The organism is Yinghuangia sp. YIM S09857 (assembly GCF_051388915.1).
In the GTDB taxonomy this organism is placed as follows: domain Bacteria; phylum Actinomycetota; class Actinomycetes; order Streptomycetales; family Streptomycetaceae; genus Yinghuangia.
Window position 1 is genome coordinate 14,041 of record NZ_JBPKBH010000025.1, and the last position, 6,779, is coordinate 20,819.

Here is a 6,779-nt window from a genome sequence, read left to right on the forward strand (position 1 = left end):
CGGTTCCGGGGACCGGCGGGGACGCACCCGAGAGCGGACGACCGGGCCGTGACGACTGGCCTGTAACAGCTGGGCTGTTGACTGGGCTGCGCAGTCTGGGTCCGACGTGGCCACGGCAACGCAGCCACGCCGACCGGGCTACTCCCCCCGGATCTGCTTGTGGTCGTTCGCCGACGCCGTAGCCGACCCCAGCCCGCCCCCGACGGCGGACGCGGGCTTCTCCGGCCCGGCCCCCACGCGCTGGGTGATGCCCTTGAGCAGTTCCGCGAGGTCGATCCCCGAGGCCGCGTTGAGGAGTTCAAACCCCTGCGCGACGTTGTCGGCGACCGTGCGCGGGAGTTGGCTCGCGCCGTCGGTGGAGATGACCGTCAGCTTGTCGATGGCGGCAAGCGGCTCGGACGCCTTGGCGACGATCTCCGGAAGCGCCTCGACGAGCATCTGGATCACCGCGGCGCTGTCGTAGCGGGCGAACGCGTCCGCCTTCTTGTCCATGGCCGCCGCCTCCGCGGCGCCCTTGGCGGCGATAGCGGCGGCCTCCGCCTCGCCCTCGATCCGCACCGCCTCGGCGAGCGCGGCACGGTGCGCCTGCTCGCCCTGACCGGTCAGGCGGGCGCGTTCGGCATCCGCCTCGGCCTGCTTGACCAGCGCGATCTTGCGGGCCTCGGCCTCCTGTTCGGCCTGGTAGCGGGCGGCGTCCGCGGGCTTGCGGACCTGGGTGTCCAACTGGCGGTCGGTCAGCGCCGCCTGACGCTGCGCCACCTTCTCCTGCTCGCCGAGGACTTCCTGCTGACGTGCCGCCTCGGCCAGCGGTCCGGCGGCGTTGGCGCGCGCGGTGGCGGCCTCCGTCTCGACCCGGATCTCGGCCTGCTTGAGGTAGAACGTCCGCTGGGCGACGGCGATTTCCTCTTCGGCCTTGAGACGCGCCTCCTCCGACGCGCGGCGCGCGTTGGCCTCCGCAATGTCGGCCACCTGCTTGGCGCGTGCGGCCTCCGGGCGTCCGAGGTCTTCGAGGTACGAGCCCTCGGTGCTGATGTCCTGGATCTGGAAGGCGTCCAGGATCAGGCCCTGCCCGGACAGGCTGGCCTCCGCCTCCTCGGCGACCTGCCCGGCGAACGCGGCCCGGTCGCGGATGATGTCCTCCACGGACATCCGGCCCACGATCGCGCGCAGCGCCCCGGACAGCACCTCCTGGGTGAAGCCGACGATGCCGCCCTGCTGCTGGAGGAAGCGCTGCGCGGCGGCGCGGATGGCGTCCTCGCTGCCGCCGACCTTGACGATCGCGACGCCTTCGAGGTTGGCCTTGACCCCGCGCAGCGTGACCGCGCCCCGCACCGAGATGGGGATGTGACGGCTGGACAGGTCGAGGGAGAACTTCTGCTGGATGAACGGGACCACGAACACGCCGCCGCCGACCACGACCTTCTGGCCGCTGTTGTCGACGGTGACCATCCCGGTCTCCGGATTGACGGACTTCTTGCCGCGGCGGCCCGTGACGATGAACGCCTCGCTCGGGCCGGCGACCTTGTAGCGGGTGATGACGACGAGGGCGAGCAGCACGAGGAGTACGACGACTCCGATGACTGCGCCGACAACTGGACTCATGGTGGATTCCCCCCTGCCTCCCGGGGGACGGCAGTTCGATGTGGTGGCTTTCGGATTTTCTGTGATCTCGTGCAGCCGACCGAGATCAACCCTGGACAGGGCGGACCAGCACCGATGTGCTCGACAGTTCCGACTCCACCCAGACCTCGGTGCCGCGCTCGACGGGAGCACTGCTCCTGGCGGCCAGCTTCAGCAGCTCGCCGCCCCGGCGCAGCACGATCTCGCCGTAGCCCTCGGCGGGGATCGCGGTCACGACCGAGCCGGACGTACCCACGAGGTCCCCGGCACGGCGAGCGGTGGTGGCGGGGTCATTGATCAGCAGGCGGCTGAACCTCCACACCGCCCAGCCCGTCACGAGTCCCGCCGCCAGTCCCACGCCGGTGGCTCCGACGGTCCCGAGCGGCGTGGTGCCGAGCGTGATCGCGCCGCCGAAGCCGAGCATCGACACGAACCCGGCGATCACCGGGAGGGACAGCAGACCGTCGAACATCCCGTCCAACAGACCGTCGAATATGCCTTCGAGCACGCCGCTGAACACCAAGGACAGCACCAGCAGGACGATCCCCGCGATGCCCAGACCGAGAAACAGGGTCATCCGTTCGGCCCTCCCTCGATGCGTCTTCTCAGTGCGGCTTCTTCGATGCGACTGCCTGCGCTGCGCCTCGCCTGCGCGGCGGTCACATCGTCCCGACACCGCGGCAGATGTTCATTGCCAGAACCCGGCAGCTTTCAGCCCTCGTTCGTGCCGTCTCGGCGCGCACAACCACGACAGCGGACCGTGCCGTTCACTGCCGGAGTCAGGCAGTGAAACCCCACGTCTTGTCAGGCCATGCTGCCACCGGAACGGAATGCGGCGTTCCACAATGCACCGGCTGACCATGGCAAACGACACGACACGGCACGACAACGACACGACAGGGCGGCAAGCGTATGACCTACGGTAGGCGATCAAGGCAGCTCGGCGGCCTGCGGCACTGGACGGTCGCGGCCGTGTGCGCGGTCGCGGTGACGGCGGCGTGCTCCGACGACGGGGACGGGGACGGGGACAAGAGTTCAGCCGACACAACGAGCTCGGCCACGACGGCGACTGCACCCCCGTCGACACCGGCTCCGACGCCCCCGCCCCGCGTCACCCCCGGAAACCTGCTGACCGCCGAGGGCGCGCAGCGCGTCGTGACCGCTCTGCGCGAGGCCACCGGCACCGCCAAGGTCGCCTTCCTCGAAATCGACGGCAGCACGGCCAGCGCCCTGGTCCCGTTGGCGTCCGAGCCGGGCAGGCAGGCGTTCTTCGCGTACGCCGACGGCGTGTTCCGGCGCACGGGCGACTCGGGCGCGACCGTGGAGCCCGACGACAGGCTCATCGACCTGGACACCATCGCCTGGCACCGGATCCCCCAACTAGTGGACGAGGCACAGAAGTTGAACGTGCCGAATGCCAACCGCAGCTTCGTCCTGGTGAGCCCGGAACACCACCCGACCGGGTTCCGCGTGTGCGTCAAGAGCGCCGAGAAGCGCGGCTGCCTCAAGGTCGAGGCCGACGGGACTTCTGCCGTCCCGGAGTACGGGTTGGACGAGCCATCGCCCGGCGGTCGGTGACCCGCGCCCGGCGCGGCGGCTCCGGCAGGCGTACGCCGACCGCCGCCGCACCCGGCAAGGAGCGGCCGTCACGCGGTGGAGACCTCTTTGATGTAGTCCATCGCGACGGAGGTCAGGTCGTTGACCATCTCACGCGACGTGGCGTCCTTCTCCGCGCCGTCCACCCGCATGACCTCGGCGATCACCATGTAGTGGCCGGAAACCGTCGTGCCCACCCACGACGGCCCCGTCCTCGGGACCTTCACGCCGGAACTCGACGGGGGCGTCAGGAAGTTGATGTACTGCCCCTTGCTGCGGTCGTCGGACAGCTTGTCCTGCAAGGCGGTCGCGGCGGGCTTGTCGGTGAGCGAGACCACCGAGAGCGCTCCCACATGCGTCTTGCCGGGGTTCGCCCACACCGACTGGATGACCTTGACGCACGTACCGGTCATCAGTGTCCGCATCTCGGGCTCGGCCGCCATGCACGAGCCGTTCCGCCTCACGAGATGCTGGTACGACCGCGACTCGACCGTCTGGGCACCTGTAGGCGGGAACCATGTCTCGGCGGTGAAGACCGTCTTGTCGCCGGTCGCGGAGTTCCAGTCGTTCTTGCCGGTCGGCTTGCCCGGCGCACCGGCGGCGGGCGATTTCCCGCCGGTCCCCTTCGTTCCGCCGAGGTCCGGCAGCGTCGGCATCGTCGGCTTGGCGCCCATCGGCCCGGTCGGCGTACCGCTGTTGCCGGACATCGACAGCAACCCGACGACGAGCCCCCCGGCCACCACAGCCGTGACCCCGGTGACCAGCCACGGACTGCGGCCGGGTACCCCGGGCGGCGAATTGAAACCTCTATTTTGCGAATCCATGAACAAGACCGTAGTCATCTACAACTGAGTAGCGGTGAGGGATCCCCCTGAAATATGCGTCCCCCGGCCGACGCCTTGGCCCTGCACAGGGCGCCGCGGCGTGCTCGGTCGCACCCCAAGAGCCTGCTCTCGGGAGCACCGCACTGCACCTCTCCCCCTCCCCGCCTCACCGAACCAGGGCAAAAACCAGCGCGGCCACCGATGCCCCCACCGCTCCACCCGCAATCGTCTGCATCGGCGTGTGGTCCCGCAGTTCGACGCGCGACCAGCCGACGAGCGCTACCAACGGCGCGGCCACAGCGACCGCCGAGCCGTACGTCAGCATCAACACCGTGACCGTGCCGCCCGCAACCGCCGTGTGCACGGAGATCTTCCAAAACGCCGTCACCGCAAGGGCGATCGCCAGCCCGGCGAGCATGGCCACGACCAACGCGACGACTTCGCGCGGCGCGTCCATCACCACCAACGCCGCGAGCCCGACACCGACCGAGACGGCCGTCACGACGATCGGCACCGCCCGCTGCCGGCGTACGCGGACGTGCCGGTCGGTCCAATACCCTCGCCGCACGCCGTACAGGATGAACGCGAGCGGTACGACCCCGCAGAACACCGCACCGAGCAGCCCCCACCCAACCCCCGCCAACGACCGCGTGCTGTGCCACCCGACCGCCAGAAGAACACCCACCACCAACACGGCAGGCGCAAACACCTCGGTCACCACCCGAGCAGCCCGCCCCCACCCCGCCGGCCGCCCCTCCGCCGAGACACCCACGCCACCCACCGACCACACCCCTCCCCAGAACCGCCACCAACCGCGCGCCCGAACAGTACCGCGGGGTTGGCGCCGGACCCACGAAGCAATGGGGGACGTAGAGTTCGGACATGGGGTTGACTCGGATCACGCTGGCGTCGCGGCGTGGGATTGAACTTGCGGAATTGCGGATGTCGTCGACGTACGGCGGGATGCTCGAAGGCGTGCCGACCAAGCGGGTCAACGAGCGTCTTGTCGCCGCACGGCTGCGGATTGCCGGGAACACGTTCTCGCATTGGCCCGTCCATCTCATACCGCCGGTCAGTACCCCGCGCGGGACGATGACGGTCAGGGACGAGCCGATCGAGGAACTGCCGCGTGTGGCCTGCCTCGGCGCGTTCACCTCGTACGAGATCGATCCGGCGCACAACACCGGCTGGTACTTCTCCGCCCTGGTGGTGGTGTGGTTCCAGGACACGCCGACGCCGCCGTCGGACGAGAGCGCGCCGGAAGCCCTGCGCAACTTGCCCTGGGAGAAGCTGGCTCGGGACTTGGAGCATTGAACGGGTCGGGTTGACGCATGAACCTCCCGCGCTGACCCCGGCAGGCACTCCGGCCGTGTCGAGCCGTACGGCCCAGTCCTCGGCGTCGGCGACGGACTCCTCGACGGGCAGGCGGAGCCGGAGTCCGCCGGTTCGGTGTCGCGCAGGTTGACGACCAGCCGGGCGCCGCAGTCGAGTTCGACGCGTCCGACGACGGCGGCGTCGCCGATGAATACCAGGGGACCGCCCGCCGCCGCGGGTTACGTGCGCTTGCCCTTGGCAGCCCGCTTCCGGGCCGGTTCGGGGGCCGGTTCGGGGGTCGATTCCGAGGCGGGCTCGGCGGCGGTCTCCGAGGGTTCGGCCGGCGCGCCGCGGTGTTCGCGCATCACGTCGACAACGGCCCGGCCGTGTGCCGCCATCGCCTCCTCGAAGACGACCGCCGCCGCGTCCCCGTCGCGGCGGCGCAGCGCCTCGACCGCCGCCGCCAGGGCGTCTTGCTGGATCTGCCGTCCGGTGGGGACCATCGCGAAGTAACTGCCCGGCACCACACCGGACATCATGCGCGAGATCGACAGCAGGCGCGGCGAGTTCGCGGCGGCGAAGAACTGCCGCAGGAACAGGTCGTTGTGGAACGAGAAGTCCTCGACCGAGTTCGCCGCGACCGCGAAGATCTGGGCCTGTTCGAGCGCCTCGATCGCGGAGTCCTCGGCCCGCTCGGTCACCCGCCGGGCGGTCAGCGCGTAGAGGGCGCCGAGGAAGGCGTAGTGGTCGCCGACCGCGGTCTCGTCCAGGCCGCGGATGAACGCGCCGCGGTGCAGCTCCAGGCTCACCCAGCCCTCACGCTCCAGCGCGATCAGCGCCTCGCGCACCGGGATGCGGCTGACGCCGAGTTCGTTGGCGAGGTCGTCCTGCCGCAGGTGGTCGCCGTTGCGGAGCTTGCCGTTCCAGATCAGCCTGCGGACGTGGTCGGCCACCTGATCACCGCTGCTCGGGCGGTTGATCGGAGAGCTGCCGGGTTCCTTGGGGACTCGACGTTGCGCGCGGATGGCGGCTCTCCTCTGCTCGGACGCCTGACCCTCGCCCGTGCCGTCGCTGCGTCGTGGTCCGCTCATGTCTGCCTCGCGAACGTGAATTCAATATACCGATTGCCGGGGACCGAAAGCCGGGACCGAGGCGAAGTCGGTGCCCGGTGCCAGAGGCCGTCGGGCGTCGGGCTTCGGGCGTCGGGCTTCGGGCGTCGGACGTCGGGCGTCGGGCGTCGGGCTTCGGGCGTCGAGTGGGACGTCCCTCTGGTCCGGACGTAGCGGCCGAGCCGGGGTTGGCTGCGCGGCCAAGCCGGTGCGGGCGCGCGGGCGGCGCGGGCGAGCCGGGGCTGCGCGGCCGAACCGGAGCTGGCGGCGCGGGCGAGCCGGCGCGGGGGGGCGCGGGCGGCCGTCCGCGGGTGCA

The 6,779-nt window shown here is 70.5% G+C and carries 7 protein-coding genes; 2 read left to right on the forward strand and 5 right to left on the reverse strand.

The features are described 5' to 3' along the window. Positions 1–138: 138 nt before the first annotated feature. Both ACRX5S_RS35410 and ACRX5S_RS35415 read right to left on the reverse strand, forming a co-directional pair. Complete coding sequence (locus tag ACRX5S_RS35410; protein ID WP_436777330.1) at positions 139–1,602, reverse strand: flotillin family protein; 1,464 nt, start codon at positions 1,600–1,602, stop codon at positions 139–141. An 85-nt stretch (positions 1,603–1,687) separates the two neighbouring features. Then, positions 1,688–2,197, reverse strand: a complete 510-nt coding sequence (locus ACRX5S_RS35415; protein WP_436777331.1) for a hypothetical protein — start codon at positions 2,195–2,197, stop codon at positions 1,688–1,690. A gap of 335 nt (positions 2,198–2,532) precedes the next feature. Between ACRX5S_RS35415 and ACRX5S_RS35420 the strand changes: the two genes are divergently transcribed. Next, on the forward strand, positions 2,533–3,198 hold the full coding sequence (locus ACRX5S_RS35420) for a hypothetical protein (RefSeq protein ID WP_436777332.1): 666 nt from the start codon (positions 2,533–2,535) through the stop codon (positions 3,196–3,198). 68 nt (positions 3,199–3,266) lie between these two features. On the opposite strand, the gene ACRX5S_RS35425 is transcribed toward ACRX5S_RS35420, so the two are convergent. Both ACRX5S_RS35425 and ACRX5S_RS35430 read right to left on the reverse strand, forming a co-directional pair. Further along, the gene (locus tag ACRX5S_RS35425) at positions 3,267–4,058 is read right to left on the reverse strand and encodes a hypothetical protein (protein ID WP_436777333.1); all 792 of its coding nucleotides are present in this window, start codon (positions 4,056–4,058) and stop codon (positions 3,267–3,269) included. A 148-nt stretch (positions 4,059–4,206) separates the two neighbouring features. Continuing rightward, positions 4,207–4,725, reverse strand: a complete 519-nt coding sequence (locus tag ACRX5S_RS35430) for a phosphatase PAP2 family protein (RefSeq protein WP_436777334.1) — start codon at positions 4,723–4,725, stop codon at positions 4,207–4,209. 197 nt (positions 4,726–4,922) lie between these two features. Between ACRX5S_RS35430 and ACRX5S_RS35435 the strand changes: the two genes are divergently transcribed. Continuing rightward, the gene (locus ACRX5S_RS35435; RefSeq protein WP_436777335.1) at positions 4,923–5,354 is read left to right on the forward strand and encodes a hypothetical protein; all 432 of its coding nucleotides are present in this window, start codon (positions 4,923–4,925) and stop codon (positions 5,352–5,354) included. 239 nt (positions 5,355–5,593) lie between these two features. On the opposite strand, the gene ACRX5S_RS35440 is transcribed toward ACRX5S_RS35435, so the two are convergent. Then, positions 5,594–6,307: a GntR family transcriptional regulator gene (locus ACRX5S_RS35440; RefSeq protein WP_436777336.1), complete on the reverse strand. Its 714-nt coding sequence runs from the start codon at positions 6,305–6,307 to the stop codon at positions 5,594–5,596. Positions 6,308–6,779: the final 472 nt, after the last annotated feature.